The 19,190-nt window shown below is 74.2% G+C and carries 19 protein-coding genes and 1 riboswitch; of the genes, 16 read left to right on the forward strand and 3 right to left on the reverse strand.

Features of this window, described 5'->3' with window-relative positions; all coding sequences use genetic code 11:
• The first annotated feature begins 135 nt into the window (after positions 1 to 135).
• From mltG (ACFVVL_RS30825) to ACFVVL_RS30865, 9 genes are all read left to right on the forward strand, one after another.
• Positions 136 to 1,377 (forward strand): endolytic transglycosylase MltG, encoded by a 1,242-nt coding sequence (mltG, locus tag ACFVVL_RS30825; protein WP_387680984.1) that lies wholly within the window; start codon positions 136 to 138, stop codon positions 1,375 to 1,377.
• A gap of 153 nt (positions 1,378 to 1,530) precedes the next feature.
• Positions 1,531 to 3,405 (forward strand): endolytic transglycosylase MltG, encoded by a 1,875-nt coding sequence (gene mltG / locus ACFVVL_RS30830; protein WP_387680987.1) that lies wholly within the window; start codon positions 1,531 to 1,533, stop codon positions 3,403 to 3,405.
• 37 nt (positions 3,406 to 3,442) lie between these two features.
• Positions 3,443 to 4,273, forward strand: a complete 831-nt coding sequence (locus tag ACFVVL_RS30835; RefSeq protein ID WP_380296328.1) for a shikimate dehydrogenase — start codon at positions 3,443 to 3,445, stop codon at positions 4,271 to 4,273.
• A 185-nt stretch (positions 4,274 to 4,458) separates the two neighbouring features.
• A complete protein-coding gene (gene aroC, locus ACFVVL_RS30840; RefSeq protein WP_380296329.1) occupies positions 4,459 to 5,643 on the forward strand; it encodes a chorismate synthase in 1,185 nt (394 codons plus the stop codon).
• Entirely contained in the window at positions 5,640 to 6,161 is a 522-nt protein-coding gene (locus tag ACFVVL_RS30845; protein WP_380296330.1) for a shikimate kinase, read from the forward strand. Before aroC ends, ACFVVL_RS30845 begins: the two co-directional genes overlap by 4 nt.
• Complete coding sequence (aroB, locus tag ACFVVL_RS30850; protein ID WP_387680992.1) at positions 6,154 to 7,242, forward strand: 3-dehydroquinate synthase; 1,089 nt, start codon at positions 6,154 to 6,156, stop codon at positions 7,240 to 7,242. The genes ACFVVL_RS30845 and aroB overlap by 8 nt, the downstream gene beginning before the upstream one ends.
• 8 nt (positions 7,243 to 7,250) lie before the next feature.
• Entirely contained in the window at positions 7,251 to 7,679 is a 429-nt protein-coding gene (aroQ, locus tag ACFVVL_RS30855) for a type II 3-dehydroquinate dehydratase (RefSeq protein ID WP_380296336.1), read from the forward strand.
• Positions 7,680 to 7,795: 116 nt separating this feature from the next.
• On the forward strand, positions 7,796 to 8,683 hold the full coding sequence (locus ACFVVL_RS30860) for an AAA family ATPase (RefSeq protein ID WP_387680995.1): 888 nt from the start codon (positions 7,796 to 7,798) through the stop codon (positions 8,681 to 8,683).
• A gap of 85 nt (positions 8,684 to 8,768) precedes the next feature.
• Positions 8,769 to 9,599, forward strand: coding sequence for an Fpg/Nei family DNA glycosylase (locus tag ACFVVL_RS30865; protein WP_387680998.1), 831 nt, complete (start codon positions 8,769 to 8,771; stop codon positions 9,597 to 9,599).
• 7 nt (positions 9,600 to 9,606) lie between these two features.
• On the opposite strand, the gene ACFVVL_RS30870 is transcribed toward ACFVVL_RS30865, so the two are convergent.
• Together ACFVVL_RS30870 and ACFVVL_RS30875 are read right to left on the reverse strand one after the other, a co-directional pair.
• Positions 9,607 to 11,352 carry a hypothetical protein gene (locus ACFVVL_RS30870; protein ID WP_387681001.1) on the reverse strand — a complete coding sequence of 582 codons (1,746 nt, stop codon included), beginning with the start codon at positions 11,350 to 11,352 and terminating at the stop codon, positions 9,607 to 9,609.
• 51 nt (positions 11,353 to 11,403) lie between these two features.
• Positions 11,404 to 11,778, reverse strand: a complete 375-nt coding sequence (locus ACFVVL_RS30875; RefSeq protein WP_380294602.1) for an ArsR/SmtB family transcription factor — start codon at positions 11,776 to 11,778, stop codon at positions 11,404 to 11,406.
• An 82-nt stretch (positions 11,779 to 11,860) separates the two neighbouring features.
• A riboswitch (cobalamin riboswitch) is annotated at positions 11,861 to 12,054 on the forward strand.
• Between the two features lie 31 nt (positions 12,055 to 12,085).
• Here ACFVVL_RS30875 and ACFVVL_RS30880 point away from each other — a divergent pair.
• From ACFVVL_RS30880 to ACFVVL_RS30905, 6 genes are all read left to right on the forward strand, one after another.
• On the forward strand, positions 12,086 to 13,198 hold the full coding sequence (locus ACFVVL_RS30880) for a HoxN/HupN/NixA family nickel/cobalt transporter (RefSeq protein ID WP_380294601.1): 1,113 nt from the start codon (positions 12,086 to 12,088) through the stop codon (positions 13,196 to 13,198).
• An 80-nt stretch (positions 13,199 to 13,278) separates the two neighbouring features.
• The gene (locus ACFVVL_RS30885; RefSeq protein WP_387681005.1) at positions 13,279 to 14,385 is read left to right on the forward strand and encodes a M24 family metallopeptidase; all 1,107 of its coding nucleotides are present in this window, start codon (positions 13,279 to 13,281) and stop codon (positions 14,383 to 14,385) included.
• A 65-nt stretch (positions 14,386 to 14,450) separates the two neighbouring features.
• Complete coding sequence (gene efp / locus ACFVVL_RS30890) at positions 14,451 to 15,014, forward strand: elongation factor P (protein WP_380294599.1); 564 nt, start codon at positions 14,451 to 14,453, stop codon at positions 15,012 to 15,014.
• A gap of 4 nt (positions 15,015 to 15,018) precedes the next feature.
• On the forward strand, positions 15,019 to 15,456 hold the full coding sequence (nusB, locus tag ACFVVL_RS30895) for a transcription antitermination factor NusB (RefSeq protein WP_380294598.1): 438 nt from the start codon (positions 15,019 to 15,021) through the stop codon (positions 15,454 to 15,456).
• Between the two features lie 165 nt (positions 15,457 to 15,621).
• A complete protein-coding gene (locus ACFVVL_RS30900) occupies positions 15,622 to 16,467 on the forward strand; it encodes a thioesterase family protein (RefSeq protein WP_380294597.1) in 846 nt (281 codons plus the stop codon).
• Positions 16,468 to 16,683: 216 nt separating this feature from the next.
• A complete protein-coding gene (locus ACFVVL_RS30905; protein ID WP_387681008.1) occupies positions 16,684 to 17,604 on the forward strand; it encodes a hypothetical protein in 921 nt (306 codons plus the stop codon).
• Between the two features lie 127 nt (positions 17,605 to 17,731).
• Here the strand turns inward: ACFVVL_RS30905 and ACFVVL_RS30910 are convergent, their stop codons facing one another.
• Positions 17,732 to 18,235: a transcriptional regulator gene (locus tag ACFVVL_RS30910; RefSeq protein ID WP_031072501.1), complete on the reverse strand. Its 504-nt coding sequence runs from the start codon at positions 18,233 to 18,235 to the stop codon at positions 17,732 to 17,734.
• A gap of 328 nt (positions 18,236 to 18,563) precedes the next feature.
• Here ACFVVL_RS30910 and pyrR point away from each other — a divergent pair, with 328 nt between their 5' ends.
• Positions 18,564 to 19,187, forward strand: coding sequence for a bifunctional pyr operon transcriptional regulator/uracil phosphoribosyltransferase PyrR (pyrR, locus tag ACFVVL_RS30915; protein ID WP_380294595.1), 624 nt, complete (start codon positions 18,564 to 18,566; stop codon positions 19,185 to 19,187).
• The last annotated feature ends 3 nt before the right edge of the window (positions 19,188 to 19,190 follow it).

Consider the following 19,190-nt stretch of genomic DNA (forward strand, 5'->3'; position numbering starts at 1 on the left):
CGTGGGGGGGGGGGGGGGGGGCTCCGGGTCCTTTTATCCCGCCCGTCGGGGGGGCCGGGGCGCCGGCGCCCCCCCGCACCCCTCTGCCGTTGCCGTCGTGCCGCGTGCCACGCGGACCGTCGAGGGGACGCCGCCGTGACCGACCTGGACCTCACACCCGGCCTGAGCCCCGGCCACCTCGGTGCGCCGGCGACCGAACCGGAGGGCCGCCCGCCGGGCGCGCCCGCCCCGCGCCCCGATGCGCCCGATCCACGCCGACGGCGCAACGGACTGGCCTGTCTGCTGACGGCGCTGTCGCTGTTCGCGGTGTTCGGCGGGATCGGGCTGGCCGGGTTCAGCTGGATCCAGGGACAGCGCCGGCCGCCGGCCGCCGCCGACTACGCGGGCGACGGCTCCGGCTCGGTGCAGGTGTCGGTGCCCGAGGGCGCCGGGCTCAGCCAGATCGCCTCGGCCCTGGTGCGCAACGGCGTGGTGGCCAGCTCGCTCGCGTTCACCCGGGCCGCCCGGGGCAGCGCGGCGGCGGCCGGGCGGATCCAGCCCGGCACGTACACCCTGCGGCAGAAGATGTCGGCGGCCGCCGCGCTCGCCGTGCTGATCGACCCGGCCAACGCCAACGGCCTGACCATCCCCGAGGGCTGGCGCGGCAGCCAGATCTTCGCCGCGATCGACAAGAAGCTCCAGCTCCCGGCGGGCACCGCGGAGCAGACGGCCAGGGACCAGGCCGCCGAACTGGGCCTGCCGGAGACCGCCAACGGCGTCCCCGAGGGCTACCTGTTCCCCGCGACGTACGCCGTCACCGACGACACCACCGCCGCCGACCTGCTGAAGCAGATGGTCGAGCGGGCCGGCAAGGAGTTCGCCCGGGACGACGCGGAGGTGGTCGCGACCAACCTCGGGCAGTCGCTGTACGGGCTGGTGACCATCGCCAGCATGGTGCAGGGCGAGGCCGACAACCCCGAGGACATGGCGAAGGTCGCGCGGGTCATCTACAACCGGCTGGCCAAGAACATGCCGCTGCAGCTGGATTCCACCATCAACTACGCGATGGGGCGCTCCACGCTGAACACCAGCGTCACCGACACCCGGCTCGACTCCCCGTACAACACCTACAAGCACGCGGGGCTGCCGCCGACGCCGATCTCCAACCCGGGGCGGCAGGCGATCATGGCGGCGGTGGACCCGGCGCCGGGGGACTGGCTCTACTTCGTGACCGTGAAGCCGGGGGACACCCGCTTCACCGACAGCTTCGACGTGCAGCAGAAGAACGTCGCGGAGTTCAACGCCAACCGGGCGGCGGCCGGTGCCTCGGCGTCGGCGAGCGCCTCGGCGTCCGCCTCCGTGTCCGCCGCGGCCACGCCCTCGTCGGGGGCGCCGTAGCGGCGGTCGGCGCCCCGGCCGGGCGGTCGACTGCGGTACGGTAGCGTCTCCGTCCAGGTGTTGCGCTAGCACGCCGGTTCGACAAGCAGCCGGGACGCCGTCCCGGGCGACCGGGCCGATCCTCCGGTCGTCTCCGTCGGTATAAGGGGATCAATGACCGATCTGGGTCGGGGCTACGGCCCCCAGGGCTCCGAGCCGTGGCATCCGGGTGACCCCGGGTACGGCGGCCAGCAGCCGGTCCCCGGCCAGCAGGACGGGCAGTGGCAGCAGCATCCCCAGCAGCAGTACGGCGGTCAGCAGGGCTACCCCCAGCAGCAGGTGCCCCAGCAGCAGGTGCCGCAGCCGGGCATGGGCCAGCAGGCGATGGGCGGCCAGCAGGGGTACCCGCAGGGCGGACAGGGCGGACAGCAGTACGACGGTCAGCAGGGCTACCCCCAGCAGCAGATGCCCCAGCAGGGGTACCCGCAGCAGCAGGGCTACCCGCAGCAGGGCGTGGGCGGACAGCAGGACATGGGCGGCCAGCAGGGCTACCCCCAGCAGCAGATGCCGCAGCAGCAGATGCCCCAGCAGGGCATGGGCCAGCAGGGCGTGGGCCAGCAGCAGTACGGCGGCCAGCAGCAGGGGTACCCCCAGCAGGGCGTTCCGCAGCAGGGCGCCCCGGCGCAGCAGGCCCCGCGGCCGGCCGCCGGGCAGCAGCCCTCCGGCCCCGGCCCGGACGGCATCGACTGGGAGGCGGAGGCCGCCGCACTGGAGGCCGGCGCCGGACCGGCCGAGGCCGACGGCGGCGGTGAGCACGCCGAGGACGCGTGGGACGGTCACGAGGGCGAGTACGCCGAGGACGAGTACCACGAGGACGGCGCGGACGACGACGGGCAGGGCGGCTTCCTCGGCGAGGAGGACGACTCCCGCGAGGCGAAGAAGAAGCGCAAGGAGAAGGGCAAGAAGTCCGGCCGGCGCAACGGCGGCGCCTGCCTGGTGGTCGCCCTCGTGCTGCTCGGTGCCATGGGCGGCGCCGGCTACTGGGGCTACGGCTTCTACAAGGACCACTTCGGCCCGGCGCCGGACTTCCCCGGCCCGGGCACCGGCTCGGTCAACGTCGAGATCAAGCCGGGTGCGGCGGGCAGCCAGATGGGCGCGGCGCTGAAGGCGGCCGGCGTGGTCAAGAGCATCGACGCCTTCAACGCGGCGTGCGACAAGAACGCGAAGTGCTCCACCATCCAGCCCGGCGCCTACGCCATGCCCAAGGAGATGTCCGCCGAGGGGGCCGTGCAGTTCCTGGTGGAGGCCAACGGCGGCGAGAAGCTGATCATCCAGGAGGGCCTGACCTCCGTCGCCACCTACGTCAAGATCGACGAGAAGCTCGGCCTGCCCAAGGGCACCACCGCGAACGTCGCCAAGGAGCAGGTCAACAACCTGGGCCTGCCCGCGTACGCCAACGGCAACATCGAGGGCTTCCTCTGGCCGACCCGCTACTCGATCACCCCGGGCATGAAGCCCGAGGACCTGCTCAAGCAGATGGTGAAGAACGCCGTGGACCGCTACGCGGGCCTGGACGCGGAGGCCTCGAAGATCGGCCTCAAGTCCGGCTACGAGGTGGTCATCGAGGCGAGCATCCTCCAGGCGGAGGGCAACAACAAGGACGACTTCGCCAAGATGGCGAAGACCATCCAGAACCGGCTGGCCGACAAGGGCAAGGTCAACGGCAAGCTGGGCATGGACACCACGCTGCAGTACTCGCTGGGCCGCAAGAACCTCGACAAGCGGGACATCAACGACGGCTCCAACAAGTACAACACCTACATCAACCCGGGCCTGCCGCCGACGCCGATCTCCAACCCGGGTGACGACGCGCTCAAGGCGACGCTCAACCCGGCGGACGGCAAGTGGCTGTACTTCATCGCGATGTCGCCGACCCTGACCCTGTTCGCCGAGACGGACGCGGAGCACGCCAAGAACACCGAGGAGTACTGCAAGTCGATCGGCGCGAAGTTCGACGCGGCCGCCGTCCACTGCACCAGCAAGGGCTGACCGGCCGCCGGGCGGCCGCACAGGGAGAGACACCAGCGTGACCAGCAAGCACCGGGCGGCCGTCCTCGGCTCGCCGATCGCCCACTCGCTGTCGCCCGCCCTGCACCGGGCCGCCTTCGCGGCGCTCGGGCTGGACGGCTGGCGCTACGACCGCTTCGAGGTCGACGAGGCCGCGCTGCCCGGCTTCGTCGCCGGGCTGGACGAGGCCGAGTGGGCGGGCTGCTCGCTCACCATGCCGCTCAAGCGCGCGGTCATCCCGCTGCTCGACGAGGTGAGCGCCACCGCCCGGTCGGTCGAGGCGGTGAACACCCTGGTGTTCACCGCCGACGGGCGCCGGGCCGGCCACAACACCGACGTGCCCGGCCTGGTCAACGCGCTGCGCGAGCGCGGCATCACCGAGGTGCCGGCCGCCGCCGTGCTCGGTGCCGGCGCCACCGCGTCCTCCGCGCTGGCCGCGCTGGCCCGGCTCGGGGCCCGCGAGGTCACCGTCTACGTCCGCAGCCCCGAGCGGGCCCGGGAGATGGCCGGGCTCGGCGAGCGCCTCGGCGTGGCGGTGCGGACCGCGGACTGGGCGCGCGGCGCCGAGGCACTGACGCACCCGCTCACCGTGGCCACCACCCCGGCCGGGGCGACCGACGCCTTCGTCGGCGACCTCACCGCCGAGCCCGGCGCGCTGTTCGACGTGCTGTACCACCCGTGGCCGACCGCGCTGGCCGGCGCCTGCACCGAGCGCGGGGCGACCGTGCTGGGCGGGCTCGACCTGCTGGTGCACCAGGCGGTGCTGCAGAGCGAGCTGTTCACCGGGCGCACCCCCGGCCCGCTGGCGGCCGTCCGCGCCGCCGGTGAGGCGGCCCTGGCCGCGGGCTGAGGGCACACCCGGGCACGCCCCGGACCAGGGCCGGCCGGCCGTTCCCGTCCGCCGGTCGGCCGAATGCTGTCCGGTGACCGGACTCCGGGGCCGGTCGACCGGTCCGGCATGAAAGGATTCGGGGACAAGGCACGTCCGGACGGGCGGCGGCAGCGCCGCTCCGGTCCGCTGATGAAGGAGCTCCGTTGGGTACGTTGCGCTGGCTGACGGCGGGGGAGTCGCACGGCCCCGCACTCGTCGCGACGCTGGAGGGCCTGCCCGCCGGTGTACCGGTCACCACCGCCATGGTGGCCGACGCGCTGGCGCGCCGCCGGCTCGGCTATGGTCGCGGCGCACGGATGAAGTTCGAGCAGGACGAGGTGACCTTCCTCGGCGGTGTGCGGCACGGCCTGAGCATGGGCAGCCCGGTCGCCGTCATGGTGGGCAACACCGAGTGGCCGAAGTGGGAGCAGGTCATGTCGGCCGACCCGGTCGACCCCGAGGTGCTCGCCGGTCTCGCCCGCAACGAGGCGCTGACCCGCCCGCGCCCCGGCCACGCCGACCTGGCCGGCATGCAGAAGTACTCGATCGACGAGGCCCGCCCGATCCTGGAGCGCGCCAGCGCCCGGGAGACCGCCGCCCGCGTCGCGCTCGGCGCCGTCGCCCGCTCCTACCTCAAGGAGACCTGCGGCATCGAGATCGTCAGCCACGTGGTGGAGCTGGCCGCCGCCAAGGCCCCGGCCGGCGTGCTGCCGCTGCCCTCCGACGAGGCGAAGCTGGACGCCGACCCGGTGCGCTGCCTGGACGCCGACGCCTCGAAGGCGATGGTCGCCGAGATCGACCAGGCCCACAAGGACGGCGACACCCTCGGCGGCGTCGTCGAGGTGCTCGCCTACGGCGTCCCGGTCGGCCTCGGCTCGCACGTCCACTGGGACCGCCGGCTGGACGCCCGCCTCGCCGCCGCGCTGATGGGCATCCAGGCGATCAAGGGCGTCGAGGTCGGCGACGGCTTCGAGCTGGCCCGCGTCCCCGGCTCGCAGGCCCACGACGAGATCGTGCCGACCCCCGAGGGCGCCAAGCGCGTCTCCGGCCGCTCCGGCGGCACCGAGGGCGGCCTGTCCACCGGCGAGCTGCTGCGGGTGCGCGCCGCGATGAAGCCGATCGCGACCGTGCCGCGCGCGCTGCGCACCGTGGACGTGCGCACCGGTGAGCCGGCCAAGGCGCACCACCAGCGCTCGGACGTCTGCGCGGTGCCGGCGGCCGGCATCGTCGCCGAGGCGATGGTCGCCCTGGTGCTGGCCGACGCGGTCGACGAGAAGTTCGGCGGCGACCACGTGTCGGAGACCCGGCGCAACGTGCAGAACTACCTCGACCACCTGATCGTCCGATGACCACGCCGGTCGTCGTGCTGGTCGGCCCGCCCGGCAGTGGCAAGTCCACCGTCGGGCGGGTCCTCGCCGAGCGCCTCGGCCTCGGCTTCCGCGACACCGACGCGGACATCGAGGAGCAGGCCGGCAAGCCGATCCCGGACATCTTCGTCGACGAGGGCGAGCCGCACTTCCGGGCCCTGGAGGCGGCCGCCGTGCGCGCCGCCGCCGGCACCCACGGCGGCGTGCTGGCGCTCGGCGGCGGCGCGGTGATGGCCGGGCCCACCCGTGAGCTGCTGCGCGACCTGCCGGTGGTGTTCCTGGAGGTGCCGCTCGCCGACGCGGTCAAGCGGGTCGGCCTGGACGCCCCCCGCCCGCTGCTGGCGGTCAACCCGCGGGCCCGCTGGCGCGAGCTGATGGAGGCCCGCCGCCCCCTCTACCTGGAGGTGGCCACCGCCGTCGTCGACACCGCCGGCCGCACCCCCGAGCAGGTCGCGGACGCCGTACTGGAAGCACTGGAGCTGAAGACCCCCCATGAGTGACAACGTCAGGATTCACGTCGGCGGCAGCGCCGGCCACGACCCGTACGACGTGCTGATCGGGCACCAGCTGCTCGGTGAGCTGGCGCCGCTGATCGGGAGCCGGGCCCGGCGGGTGGCGATCATCCACCCGGAGGCGCTGTCCGCCACCGCGGACGCGATCCGCGAGGACCTGTCCGGCGAGGGCTACGAGGCGATCGCCCTCCAGGTGCCCAACGCCGAGGAGGCGAAGAGCGCCGAGGTGGCCGCGTACTGCTGGTCGGTGCTCGGGCAGACCGGGTTCACCCGCACCGACGTGGTCGTCGGCCTCGGCGGCGGCGCCACCACCGACCTGGCCGGCTTCGTCGCCGCCACCTGGCTGCGCGGGGTCCGCTGGATCTCCGTGCCCACCACGCTGCTCGGCATGGTCGACGCGGCGGTCGGCGGCAAGACCGGCATCAACATCGCCGAGGGCAAGAACATGGTCGGCGCCTTCCACCCCCCGGTGGGCGTGCTGGCCGACCTCGCGACCCTGGAGACGGTGCCCCGGCACGACTACGTCTCCGGCCTCGCCGAGGTCATCAAGTGCGGGTTCATCGCCGACCCGGCGATCCTCGACCTCGTCGAGGCCGACCCGGAGGGCGCCAAGACCCCGGCCGGGCCGCACACCGTCGAGCTGATCCGGCGGGCCATCCAGGTCAAGGCCGACGTGGTCTCCGGCGACCTCAAGGAGTCCGGCCGGCGCGAGATCCTCAACTACGGCCACACCCTCGGCCACGCCATCGAGCGCAACGAGCGCTACAAGTGGCGGCACGGCGCGGCGATCTCGATCGGCATGGTGTTCGCCGCCGAACTCGGCCGCCTCGCCGGCCGGCTGGACGACGAGACCGCCGACCGGCACCGCACCGTGCTGGCCTCGGTCGGCCTGCCGCTCAGCTACCGGGCGGACGCCTGGCCCAAGCTGCTGGACGCCATGAAGATCGACAAGAAGTCGCGCGGCGACCTGATCCGCTTCATCGTCCTGGACGGCCTCGGCAGGACCTCCGTGCTGGAGGGCCCCGACCCGTCCCTGCTGGTGGCCGCCTACGCGGAGGTCTCCTCGTGACCCGGGTGATGGTGCTCAACGGCCCCAACCTCGGGCGCCTCGGCAGCCGCGAGCCCGACGTCTACGGCTCCACCTCGTACGCCGGGCTGGTCGAGCGCTGCACCGCGCTCGGCAAGGAGCTGGGCTTCGAGGTCGAGGTGCACGAGACCAACTCCGAGCAGACCATGGTCGAGTGGCTGCACGAGGCCGCCGACGGCCGGGTCCCGGTGGTGATCAACCCGGGGGCGTTCACGCACTACTCGTACGCGATGCGCGACGCCGCCTCGCAGCGCACCGCGCCGCTGATCGAGGTGCACATCTCCAACCCGTACGCCCGCGAGACCTTCCGGCACACCTCGGTGATCTCCGCGGTGGCCTCCGGCACCATCGCCGGGTTCGGGATCGGCTCGTACGAGCTGGCGCTGCGCGCGCTGGCCGAGCGGCTCACCACGGGCTGACGGCCCGGCAGGGGCCGCCCCCGGGCGGCGCCGGGCCGGTGACCAGCGGCGGCGCGGCGGCGGACTGTGTCCACCGCCGCGCCGCCGTGTAGTGTCCCGCTGAAGGAAGTCGGGAGGTGACCGTGACGCAGTACCCCGGGGGCGGGCCGGTTCCCCCGCGTCCCGTCGCTCCGCCGGTGCCCGGGTACCCGGCCGCGGCGTCCGCCGGGCTTCCGGGCGGGCCGCCGGGCGGCCCGCCGACGGTGCCGGTGCCGGTCGTCCCGCCGGGCCCGCCCGCGCCCGCGCCCGCCCCGGCCACCGTTCCCGCGCCCGCTCCGGCGCCTGCTCCCGCGCCTGCGCCCGTTCCGGTGGCGCCGGTGCCCGCCGGATCCACCGGCCACTTCGTGCTGCCGTCCGGCGCGCCCGTCCAGCTGCCCGCCCGCCCGCCGCAGCGGCAGCACGCGGCCACCGGCCCGATCGCGGTGCTGCTGATCGGTCCGGCCGGCGCCGGCAAGACCACCGTCGCCCGCCACTGGGCCGAGCGGCGCCCCACCCCGACCGCGCACATCAGCCTCGACGACGTCCGCGAGTGGGTGCAGTCCGGCTTCGCCAACCCGCAGTCCGGCTGGAACAACGCCTCCGAGGCGCAGTACCGGCTGGCCCGCCGGACCTGCGGCTTCGCCTGCCGCAACTACCTCGCCAACGGCATCTCCTGCATCATCGACGACGCCGTCTTCCCCGACCGCCCCGCCATCGGCCTCGGCGGCTGGAAGCGGCACATCGGCCCCGGCATGATCCCCGTGGTGCTGCTGCCCAGCCTGGACTCGGTGCTCAGCCGCAACGCCAGGCGCGGCGGCAACCGCCGGCTGGACGACGAGGAGGTGGCCCGGATCCACGGCCGGATGGCCGGCTGGTACAACTCCGGGCTGCCGATCATCGACAACTCCCACCTCGACGTGGCCGCCACGGCCGCCGAACTCGACCGGGTGATCCTGGCCCGGCTGATGGGCATGCCGGTGCGCTGAGCGCCGCCGCCGGCCCGCCCGCGCTGTCGGTGCCGGCTGCGATGATGGACGGGTCCTGAACGAACCACCGGGGGGAGCCGCGCCCGTGCCGGAAGGCCACATCATCCACCGCCTCGCCGCCGAGAACCACCGCGCCTTCGGCGGCCGGCCGGTCCGCGCCAGCAGCCCGCAGGGCCGCTTCGCGGACGGCGCCAAGCTGATCGACGGACGGGAGCTGGTCGCGGCCGAGGCCACCGGCAAGCACCTCTTCCTCGGCTTCGGCGAGGACGCCTGGGTGCACGTCCACCTCGGCCTGTACGGCGGCTTCACCTTCGGCGACACCGTCGACGGCCAGGTGCCGGAGCCGGTCGGCCTGGTCCGGCTGCGCCTGGAGAACGACGAGCACTACGCCGACCTGCGCGGCCCCAACACCTGCGCCCTGATCACCGACGCCGAGAAGGCCGCCGTCGCCGCCCGCCTCGGCCCGGACCCGCTGCGCGCCGACGCCGACCCGGACGCCGCCTGGCGGCGGATGACCGGCAGCCGCACGACCGTCGCCGCCCTGCTGATGGACCAGAAGGTGCTGGCCGGCGTCGGCAACGTCTACCGCGCCGAGGTGCTGTTCCGGCACGGCATCGACCCCCAGCTGCCCGGCCGCTCCCTGCGCCGCGCCGAGTGGGACGCCATCTGGGCCGACCTGGTCGCCCTGATGCGCGAGGGCACCGCCGCCGGCCGCATCGACACCGTCCGCCCCGAGCACACGCCCGAGGCGATGAACCGCCCCCCGCGCGTCGACGACCACGGCGGCGAGGTCTACGTCTACCGCCGCGCCGGCCAGCCCTGCCTGATCTGCGCCACCGACATCCGCACCGAGGAACACGCCTCCCGCAACCTCTTCTGGTGCCCCACCTGCCAACCACCCCGCCCGACCACCTGACCCGCCCTCAACTCTGACCGTAGGAAGGGCCCGTCGGCCTGTGGATGGCGGGTCCGTCGGGGTGTCCGGGTCGGGTGGTGAAGCTGATGCTGGTGCGGCGGGGGCCGGTGTGGAGGGTGAGGGTGCGGTGGGGGAGCGCCGTCGGGGTCGCGGCCGGGGTGGTGAGCCAGTGGGCGACGGCGGAGCCGAGGAGGAGCGGGTCGAGCCGGGGAACGGGGGTGCCCCAGGGGCGGTCGGCGCGGGCTTCCAGGAGGAGGCCGCCGGGCAGCCGCAGCAGGTGGTGGTCCGGGCCGAGGGCGGCGACGGCGACGGTGAGGCGCGGGAGCTCGGCCGCGCCGGCGGTGGCGGCGAGCCACGCCTCGGCGGGCTGTTCGGTGTCGCTCCCGGTGCGGGCCAGGACGTCGGCGGTGCGCCGCAGCACGGGGCTGGGTTCGTCGTCGGCGACGGCGAGGAAGCCGCGCGCGGTGGGCCGGCCGGGGCCGACGGGGTAGCGGCGCAGGTGGATCGCGGTGCCCTCGCCGGTGGCCACGACGTCGTAGGCGGTGGGCCGTTCGGCGGCGAGCGGGACCGGCCGCGGGTGGGGCAGCGGCAGGGGGTCGCCGGGCGGTGCCTCGATGCCGGGCAGGTAGGAGAGGAAGATTTCGCGCAGTATCCGGGCGGACTCCCCGCGGCGGCCGAGTGAGCGGTCGGTGACGGGGCGCAGGGCGGCCGGGTCCTGCTCGGCCGCCGCCCGTTCGAGCTGGGTGAGCAGGTCGCCGTCGGGGTCGAGGGCCGGAGCGGCCCGGCCGAAGGCGTAGGTGGGGGAGCGGGGGTCGAGTTCGGCGGCGCCGGTGGCGACCAGCAGGGTGCGGCGTTCGAGGGCGGCGGCGTAGAAGGAGACCGAGCCGTGGTCGCCGATCACGCAGTCGGCGGCGATCAGCGCGGCCTGCCAGCCCCGGTCCGGCGGGACGAGCCGCAGGCCGCGGCGTTCGGCCGGGGCGAGCAGGGCGCGCAGGTCGTGCCGGGCCCAGACGTTGGGGTGCAGGACGGCGGCGACGGTGTACTCGTCGGCGGGCAGCTGTTCGACCAGCCGCAGCGGCAGGCCGGGGTGACGGCCGAGCAGCGAGTGCCCGCTCCAGGTGGAGGTGACCACGACGAGGCGACGGCCGTCGACCGCGCCGAGGGCGGTCCGGTGGCCGTCGCGTGCGCCGAGGCCGCCGAGCATCCGGTCGAAGCAGGGGTCGCCGACCTCGCGGGCGCGGGGCAGCGCCTCGGGGCAGGCAGCCCGCAGGCGGTCGAACTGCTCGCGGTGGGAGAGGCCGATGACGGCGGGGAAGACCCGTCCGCGATGGGTGAGTTCGTGTCGGGAGAGCCCGGCGGCGGTCACCGTGTCGCCGGTGGACTCGGGGACCAGACGGTTGTAGCCGGCGCCGTGCGGGAGGACGACGAGGGGTGCGCGCAGCCGGTGCATCGAGGCGTGGACGGCGCAGGCGACGGCGAGGTCGAAGCGCTGCCGGACGGCCTCCCGCCAGGGCAGGACGGTGAGGCCGGGCTGGGCGCGGAGGTGGTCGTCGAGTCCGGCGGTGAACGCGGAGCCGGGGTTGACGGTGACGGCGAAGCCGATGCCGTCCAGCTCGCGCAGTGGTGCGAGGACCTCCAGGACCCTGGTGGCGGAGGTGAGGGTGCGGACCACCGCGAGGACGCGTGCCCGGACCGGCCGGGTGTTCCAGCGGTCGTCGTCGGGCCGGGCCCGGAGCCGGCGGGGGTTCGACACGCCATGATCGTACTCAGCGGGCTCCGGCCGGGCGGGGTGGCCGCCCGGCGGTCAGCCGGCTGCTATGGCGGGGGTGTCGCCGGCGCATTGGTCGAGGAGGGGGCGCAGGGTGGCGTCCACGAGCCGGTAGCGCACGACGCGGCCCTCCTTCTCGCCGGCCACCACGCCGGCGGTGCGCAGGAGGCGCAGGGCCTGGGAGACGGCGGGGTCGCGCATGCCGGTGGCGACGGCGAGGTCGGTGACGGCGAGGGGGCCGGTGCGGTGCAGGGCGAGCAGGAGGGCGAGCCTGCCGGGGTCGGCGAGCAGGGCGAAGCGGTCGGCCCAGGAGCGGACGTGGGCGGTGTCGCCGATCGCGGCGATGGCCTCGCAGACCCGGTGGCCGTCGATGGTGCGGTGGCCCGCGCGGTCGGCCGGTACGAGATGCATGCGGCCCATTCTGGCAGGCGGGAGGTTGTGATCCTGAACACCTGCGTAGGTGCGCAGCCTTGCATGGGTCGCCCCGGGCCCCTACGGTGTTCCCCGCCGTGGTGCTCGGGAAGACCGGTGACGGACCCTCAGGGGTCCCAGTCCGGAGCGGCCCTCGCCACTGTGATCGGGGGAGAGTGTCCGTACCCACGACGCCACTGGGCGCCTCGCGCGCCTGGGAAGGCGGGTACGGGAGCCCCGTAAGCCAGGAGACCGGCCGCGGCATCTCACGAAGTCATTCCACGAGGTGCTGGAGCGTGATCCGCAGATGACCCTGCCCGAAACCGCCGCCGCCGCGGCGTCGCCCGCCGCCCTGCCCGCCTTCCGCTGGCGCCGGGAGGACACCCTTCGCACCGCCGGGCTGCTGGGCGTGATCCTCGCCATGCACGTGGTGGCGTTCGGCACGTTGATCTTCCTGGTGGCGCCGGAGAAGTACGAGGTGGGCACCCAGGTCTTCGGGGTGGGCCTGGGCATCACCGCCTACACCCTCGGCATGCGCCACGCCTTCGACGCCGACCACATCGCGGTGATCGACAACACCACCCGCAAGCTGATGGCGGACGGCAAGCGCCCGGTCTCGGTGGGCTTCTGGTTCGCGCTCGGGCACTCCTCGATGGTGGTGCTGATGGCCGCCCTGGTGGCGGGCGGCGCGCAGCTGGCCAACACGCTGATGGACGACGAGTCGTCCACCCACCAGTGGCTGGGGATGGTCGGCACCTCGGCCTCCGGCGTCTTCCTCTACCTGATCGGCGCGCTGAACCTGGCGGCGCTGTTCGGCATCCTCAGGGTGTTCCGCTCGATGCGCGCCGGCCGGTTCGACGAGGCCGAGCTGGAGGCGCACCTGAACGCGCGCGGCCTGATGGCCCGGGTGCTGAACCGGGCGACCCGCTCGATCACCCGGCCCGGGCAGATGTTCCCGGTCGGCATGGTGCTGGGCCTGGGCTTCGACACCGCGACCGAGGTCACCCTGATGGTGATGGCCGGCTCGGGCGCGGCCTCCGGCCTGCCGTGGTACGCGATCGTCTGCCTGCCGCTGCTGTTCGCGGCCGGGATGAGCCTGTTCGACACGCTGGACGGCACTTTCATGAACTTCGCCTACCAGTGGGCGTTCTCCAACCCGGTGCGGAAGGTGTACTACAACCTGACGATCACCGGGCTCTCCATCGCGGTGGCCTTCGTCATCGGCACCATCGAGCTGGTCGGCGTGCTGCACGAGAAGCTGGACCTCACCGACCCGGTGAGCGGCTGGATCGCGGACATCTCGCTGGACAACGTCGGCTACGCGATCGTCGCCCTGTTCGTGGTGGTCTGGGCCGCCGCCATCGCCTACTGGCGGCTGGCCGGGGTGGAGCGGAAGTGGAGCCCGAAGGCCGCGGAGTAGCGGCCCGGGCGGGAGGCCGGGGCTGCCCGGGTGGGGGCGTTCGGCGGGCGGATCGGGGGCCGGGTTCGTAGGCTCGACGCATGGCTGATGCGTACGCGGGCCGCCGGGAGCGGTTGCGGGAGCACTGCGGTGCCTCCGGGGCCGACGCGGCGCTGATCACCCGGGCGGCGAACGTGCGGTACCTGACCGGCTGCCCGCCGTGCGGGGCGAGCCTGCTGCTGACCCGGGACCGGGTGCTGCTCGCGCTGCCGGACGACCTGCCGCCGGACGACACCGGCGAGCACCTGATCGCCCCCGACGTCACCCGGCTGCCGGTGGCCACCGGTTCCGACACCGCGCTGGCCGCGGCCGCCGCCGCCGCGCGGCTGGGGGCGGCCGGGCTGGCGGTGGAGGAGCACGACCTGACGGTCGCCCGGCACCGGGCGGTGGCCGGGCTGGCCGAGGGGGTGCGGCTGGCGGACGTCGGCCAGGCGGTCGAGCGGCTGCGGGTGGTCAAGGACGAGCACGAGATCGCCGACCTGCGGATCGCCGCCGAGATCGCCGACCAGGCGCTCGGCGAGCTGCTGGAGTCGATCCTGGTCGGGCGCACCGAACGGCACCTGGCGATGGAGCTGGAGCGCCGGATGATCGACCACGGCGCCGACCGGGCGGCCTTCCCGGTCTCGGTCGGCACCGGCAGCCACTCCGGCCAGCCGGCGCACCAGCCCACCGACCGGCGGGTGGAGGAGGGCGACTTCCTGACCGTGGTGCTCGGCGCGCAGTACCGCGGCTACGGGGTGTCCACCGCCCGCACCTTCGTGATCGGAGCGGCCCCCGCGCCCTGGCAGGTCGAGCTGCACCGGCTGGTGTTCCGCGCCCAGCGGGCCGGGCGGGAGGCGCTCGGGCCGGGGGTCGAGCTGTGCGTACCCGACCGGGCTGCGCGGGAGATCCTGGGGGCGGCCGGGCACACCGAGGGCTCCGTGCACCCGATCGGCCACGGCATCGGCCTGGAGATCCGGGAGGCCCCGCGCCTCGGCCCCACGGACATGGGTAAACTGGACAGCCGCGTACCGGTCACCGTCGGCCCGGGGGTCCACCTCCCGGGGCGGGGCGGGGTCCGGATCGAGGACACGCTCGTGGTGCGCCCCCTGGATGAGGGCGGGCCCGAGCTGCTCACCATCACCACCAAGGAGCTCCTCGCCCTGTGACGCAGGTGTGCCACAGGACGCGTCCCTTGGTTCCTTGACAGCTATATCCAGGAGTAAGTGCGCCCGTGGCTTCCACGAACGATCTCAAGAACGGCATGGTCCTCAAGCTGGAGGGCGGCAAGCTCTGGTCCGTCGTCGAGTTCCAGCACGTCAAGCCCGGCAAGGGCCCGGCCTTCGTGCGTACCAAGCTCAAGGAGGTCCTGACGGGCAAGGTCGTCGACAAGACCTTCAACGCGGGCACCAAGGTCGAGACCGCCAACGTCGACAAGCGCACCATGCAGTTCTCGTACAAGGACGGCGAGAACTTCGTGTTCATGGACATGGACACCTACGACCAGCTGGCCATCGAGCCGGTCGTCGTCGGCGACGCCGCCAAGTACCTGCTGGAGGGCTTCGACGCGCTCGTCGCCGTCAACGAGGGTTCGGTGCTCTACATCGAGCTCCCGGCCGCCGTCGAGCTGGTCATCGCCGAGACCGAGCCGGGCGTCCAGGGCGACCGCTCCACCGGTGGCACCAAGCCGGCGACGCTGGAGACCGGCGCCGAGATCCAGGTGCCGCTGTTCATCACCACCGGCGAGAAGGTCAAGGTCGACACCCGCGACGGCAGCTACCTCGGCCGGGTGAAGTAAGTCCGTGTCGTCCGCACGCACCAAGGCCCGCACGCGAGCCTTCCAGATCCTGTTCGAGGCCGACCACCGCGGGGTCGACCCGCTGACGGTCCTCGCCGACTGGGTGGCCCGGGCCCGGGAGCCCAAGCCTGACGAGGGCACCCCGCAGGTCGGCGAGTACACCATGGAGCTGGTCGAGGGGTACGTCCAGCACGCCCGCCGGATCGACGAGCTGATCTCGCAGTACGCGGTCGGCTGGACGCTCGACCGGATGCCGATCGCGGACCGCAACGTCCTGCGGCTCGGCGCGTACGAGCTGATCTGGGAGGACCGCGTCCCCGACGCGGTCGTCCTGGACGAGGCCGTGGAGATCGCCAAGGAGTACTCCACCGACGACTCCCCGGCGTTCGTCAACGGCCTGCTGGCCCGCTTCCTGGAGCTGAAGCCCGGCATCCGCCGCTGACCCCTGCGCACGGCGTGCACCACGGCCGCCGGACCGGAAACGGTCCGGCGGCCGTCGTGCGTGTTCACCCGGTCGGCGTATGGTGGCCTCTACTCGCCAGTAACCCGGCGTGCCGGCGGCCCCGTGCCCGCCGGCGACCCCCGCAGCGAAGGGCAGGCCACCTCCATGACCACGGCGATCCGCAGCGAGTTCGACCAGGGCATCGCGCTCTCCCCGCACCCGGACGAGCCCGGCCGCTACGACGGTGAACTCGGCGCCGGCTGGCAGATCGGCGGCGGCGTCAACGGCGGACTGCTGCTGGCCGTGGCCGGCCACGCCCTCACGCTCGCGCACACCGCCCGCCCGGAGAGCGCCGGCCACGCCGACCCGGTCTCGATCAGCGGCTACTACCTCTCCGCCGCCACCCCCGGCCCGGCCACCGTGCGCACGGAGGTGATCCGCACCGGCCGCTCGCTGTCCACCGGCACCGCCGCGCTCAGCCAGGACGGCGTGGAGCGGCTGCGGGTGGTCGCCACCCACGGCGACCTCGCCGCCCAGGACGGCGAGGTGCGCACCACCGCCGTGCCGCCGCAGCTGCCGCCGCCGGACCGGTGCATCGGCGTCGAGCACGCGCCCAAGGAACTCCTCACCCAGGCCGCCCTGCTGGAGCGCTTCGACCTGCGGCTCGACCCGGCCACCGTCGGCTGGGCGCTCGGGCAGCCCTCGGGTGCCGGACGGATCCAGGGCTGGTTCCGGCTCGCCGACGGCCGCGCCCCCGACCCGCTGCTGCTCCTGCTGGCCGCCGACGCGCTGCCGCCGGTCACCTTCGACCTGGGGATGCCCGGCTGGGCGCCGACCGTCGAGCTGACCGTGCACCTGCGGGCCAGGCCCGCGGCCGGCTGGCTGCGCCTGGTCCACGCCACCCGGAACCTGGCCGGCGGGTACTTCGAGGAGGACGCCGAGGTGTGGGACGAGTCCGGCCGGCTGGTCGCCCAGTCCCGCCAGCTGGCGAAGGCCCCGCGTCCGGCGTGAGCGGGCGTGCACGGCGAGTGACGGGTGCGCCGCGCGCGGGGCGGGCGCGCGGGGCGTGAGCGGCGGCCCGCACAACCGTGCGTGACTCCAAACATCCGATTCACCCTCGGTTACAGTCCTGTGACACGTCGTACGTGTGCGCCACGCGGGGCGGGGGAGGACAGGGGCGACGGCACCACCCACCGCCGCCCCGTCCGCCCCGTCCGAGGAGCCCCGATGAGCCGCAACGGCCGCGCCCGCCGCACCCCCGACTGCACCGCCGCGGGTTCCCGCCCCCGGGCCCGCTCGCGCGCGGCCGCCGACCGCGAGGCCGCCTGCGAGCGGCAGCGGGCCGAGGGCGCCGGCCAGGCCTTCGTGATCGGCGTGCTCACCAGCCCCGCGGACTTCGAACGGGCCCGCGCCTGGGGCCTGTCCGACGCCCCCGACCACGAGCAGTACCTGAGCGAGACCGCCGAGCTGCTCTCCGACGCCCGGCGCCGCTTCGACACCGTCCGGGCCCGGATGTTCCACCCGCAGGACTTCGCCGAGTTCTGTCTGCTGCACGGCCTCGACCCGGCCGAGCCGGCCGCCCGCGACCGCTACCTGGTCAACCCGCCGCTGCGCACCCAACTGCTCGCCTACCAGGGCGAGGAGCTCGCCGGCGACTTCGTCCCCCGCCTGGTCCGGGCCCGCGAGAACGGGCTGACCCTGCGCCACGCCGACCTGCTGCTCGACGGCCGGCTCCACGGGGAGCGCGACGACGCCGTGCGCGACGCCCACGAGCGCGGCGCCGAGGTGTTCCGCCGGATGCTGCTCGGCGCCGGCAGCGGGGTCTACGAGCTGCGCCTGTCGGTGGAGGCGCCCGGTGGGCGGCTGACCGCGGCCGCCCGGGTGCTCCAGTGGGAGGACGGCGTGGTGCGGATCAACGACGAGGACCTCGAACTGCTCTGCGCGGTGCTCTGCACCGGGCTGGCCCGCGAGCTGCCCGGCCTCGCGGTGCTGCACGGCGCCCAGGGCTCCGCCGCCGCCTGTGGGGAGTACCGGCCGACCGCCTGGGCCTGGGCCAGCGAGGGCCGGGTCTGGGCGCCCGCCGAGGGGTCGGTGCGGCTGGACGGGGTGGCCGCCGAGCCGGGCTACCGGCTGGAGACGGTCTGCTGACCGCCGGCGGACGCGCCGCGGCGCGGCACCCCTCGCGGGGGCCGCGCCGTGACGTTTCTGCTGTTGTCCGCCGTCCCCGCGGGCGGGAGGCCGACGGGAGGACCGGCGGGAGCCGGTGCGGCGGGCCTCAGCTCGCCTCCTCCTCGCGCACCGCACGGCGCGCGTCGGGGTTGAGCACGCCCCAGGAGATCAGCTGCTCGGTGAGGATCGACGGCGACTGGTCGTAGATCACGGCCAGGGTGCGCAGGTCGTCCTGGCGGATCGACAGCACCTTGCCGTTGTAGTCGCCGCGCTGGCTCTGGATGGTCGCCGCGTAGCGCTGCAGCGGGCCGGCCTTCTCGGACGGGACCTGAGTCAGTCTCTCCAGGTCGAGGACCAGGCGCGGCGGCGGCTCGGCCGCGCCGCCGGGCGTCCCGCCGGGCAGCAGCTCCTGGACCGGGACCCCGTAGAACTCCGCCAGTTCGGCCAGCCGCTGCACGGTGACCGCACGGTCGCCGCGCTCGTACGAGCCGACGACGACTGCCTTCCAGCGCCCCTGGGACTTCTCCTCGACACCGTGCAGGGAGAGCCCCTGCTGAGTGCGGATGGCTCGGAGCTTGCCTCCGAGCTGCTTCGCGTAGTCGCTGGACATTGATCTCCCCGGACGAGATTGCTTCGCGTTCAGTGGTGGGTCACGGGCGATTGCCGACGCCGTTACCGGTGGGTCCGACGTCCGTCTCGTAACTCACTGTGAGGTTACGTAGAGTGAGGTAGTTGCGTCAAGCCGAATGGGGCAGTCGTGCGAATGGCCCGCATCACCGGTGCGTCCGGTGCGTGAACCCGGGGGAGCGGAATGATGGCCGTCGGTTGGCCGAGAATGACGCTGTAGGATGACCGGAGCCCGCGCCGCAGTCCGGCGGGGCGTCCCAGACATCCTTTAAGGCCCGTCCCGTGAGGCGGGGAAGGAGGTCCGCTTCGGCATGACCGCACACCAGGAATCCGCTCCGAGGCCGCCGCACCAGGTGCTGGACGGCACGGACATCGCCCGGGTCATCACCCGGATAGCGCACGAGATCGTCGAGCGCGCCAAGGGCGCCGAGGACGTCGTGCTGCTCGGCATCCACACCAGGGGCGTCCACCTCGCCCGCCGGCTGCACGCCAGGCTCGCCCAGATCACCGGCCGCGACATCCCGCTCGGCACCCTGGACATCACCATGTACCGGGACGACCTGCGGCTGAAGCCCGCCCGCGCCCTGGAACACACCGAGATCCCGCCCGGCGGCATCGACGGCAGGCTCGTCGTCCTCGTCGACGACGTGCTCTTCTCCGGCCGCACCATCCGCGCCGCGCTCGACGCCCTGAACGACATCGGCCGCCCCCGCGCCGTCCAGCTCGCCGTCCTCGTCGACCGGGGCCACCGCGAGCTGCCCATCCGCGCCGACTACGTGGGCAAGAACCTCCCCACCTCGCTGCGCGAAGCCGTCCAGGTGCGCCTGGCCGACCGCGACGGCGTCGACGCCGTGCTCGTCGGCGACCGCGACTACGCCGCGCGCTCCTCCCAGGCCCTGGCCGCCCAGCCCACCGAACCGCACCTCCCGGAGTAACCC

Source organism: Kitasatospora sp. NPDC058115 (genome assembly GCF_042884635.1).
GTDB lineage: Bacteria > Actinomycetota > Actinomycetes > Streptomycetales > Streptomycetaceae > Kitasatospora.

What these genes read in the sequence shown, in the direction of transcription:
- mltG (WP_387680987.1), top strand. Translation starts at nt 1,531, where the DNA reads ATGACCGATCTGGGTCGGGGCTACGGCCCCCAGGGCTCCGAGCCGTGG.
- ACFVVL_RS30845 (WP_380296330.1), top strand. Translation starts at nt 5,640, where the DNA reads ATGACCACGCCGGTCGTCGTGCTGGTCGGCCCGCCCGGCAGTGGCAAG.
- aroB (WP_387680992.1), top strand. Translation starts at nt 6,154, where the DNA reads ATGAGTGACAACGTCAGGATTCACGTCGGCGGCAGCGCCGGCCACGAC.
- aroQ (WP_380296336.1), top strand. Translation starts at nt 7,251, where the DNA reads ATGGTGCTCAACGGCCCCAACCTCGGGCGCCTCGGCAGCCGCGAGCCC.
- ACFVVL_RS30875 (WP_380294602.1), bottom strand. Translation starts at nt 11,778, where the DNA reads ATGCATCTCGTACCGGCCGACCGCGCGGGCCACCGCACCATCGACGGC.
- ACFVVL_RS30880 (WP_380294601.1), top strand. Translation starts at nt 12,086, where the DNA reads ATGACCCTGCCCGAAACCGCCGCCGCCGCGGCGTCGCCCGCCGCCCTG.
- ACFVVL_RS30885 (WP_387681005.1), top strand. Translation starts at nt 13,279, where the DNA reads ATGGCTGATGCGTACGCGGGCCGCCGGGAGCGGTTGCGGGAGCACTGC.
- ACFVVL_RS30900 (WP_380294597.1), top strand. Translation starts at nt 15,622, where the DNA reads ATGACCACGGCGATCCGCAGCGAGTTCGACCAGGGCATCGCGCTCTCC.
- ACFVVL_RS30905 (WP_387681008.1), top strand. Translation starts at nt 16,684, where the DNA reads ATGAGCCGCAACGGCCGCGCCCGCCGCACCCCCGACTGCACCGCCGCG.
- ACFVVL_RS30910 (WP_031072501.1), bottom strand. Translation starts at nt 18,235, where the DNA reads ATGTCCAGCGACTACGCGAAGCAGCTCGGAGGCAAGCTCCGAGCCATC.
- pyrR (WP_380294595.1), top strand. Translation starts at nt 18,564, where the DNA reads ATGACCGCACACCAGGAATCCGCTCCGAGGCCGCCGCACCAGGTGCTG.